The organism is Pseudomonas sp. Pseusp97, from assembly GCF_047304025.1.
In the GTDB taxonomy this organism is placed as follows: Bacteria; Pseudomonadota; Gammaproteobacteria; order Pseudomonadales; family Pseudomonadaceae; genus Pseudomonas.
Genome location: NZ_JBGLYK010000479.1, coordinates 1 through 614, shown reverse-complemented (window position 1 = coordinate 614; position 614 = coordinate 1). Strand labels below are relative to the sequence as shown.

Sequence of the window (614 nt, the reverse complement as noted above, 5' to 3'; positions counted from 1 at the left end):
GAGCACCGACCTGCTGGAACTGGTGCCCGGCGGCAGCCGTGACGCCCTGCAGAAACAGGCCGAGCAGCGCATGCAGGAGCCGCTCAACCGCGAGCTGCTGGTGCTGGTCGGCTACCCCGAGCGCGACACCGCCATCGCCCACGCCCGCGAACTGGCCGAGCGCTGGCAGGCCAGCGGCCTCTACGAAAAGGTGCAGTGGGGCGTGCAGGCCGACCTGCCAGCCCTGCGTGAACAACTGCGCGCCGGCCGTCTCGCGCTGCTCAATGCCGACGACCGCCGCCAGCTCGCCGAGGAGCCGGCCGCCTTCGTCCAGCAGCGCGTCGAGCAGCTCTTCGATCCGTTCTCCGGCTTCGGCCTGTTGCCCAATGACCAGGACTGGTTCGGCCTGGCCCTGCGCGTTCAACACCACCAGCCGCTGACGGCGAAGGTGCAGCTGGACATCGGCAGCGGCGCACTGGTCGCCGAAGACGACGGGCGCAACTGGGTGCTGCTGCGCGCCCGCACCCGCGCCGATGCCTTCGACATGAACCTTCCCCGCGCCGTGGCCGCGCAGATCGCCGAGGCGCGCCAGCAACTGGCTGCCGACGGCGGGCAGATAGTCGCCGCCAGTGGCC

Annotated in this window: 1 pseudogene; it reads left to right on the top strand. The window is 71.3% G+C overall.

The annotated features are described in order from the left end of the window. Window positions 1-614, top strand: a pseudogene (locus ACCC94_RS29990) (hypothetical protein); the annotation flags it as partial.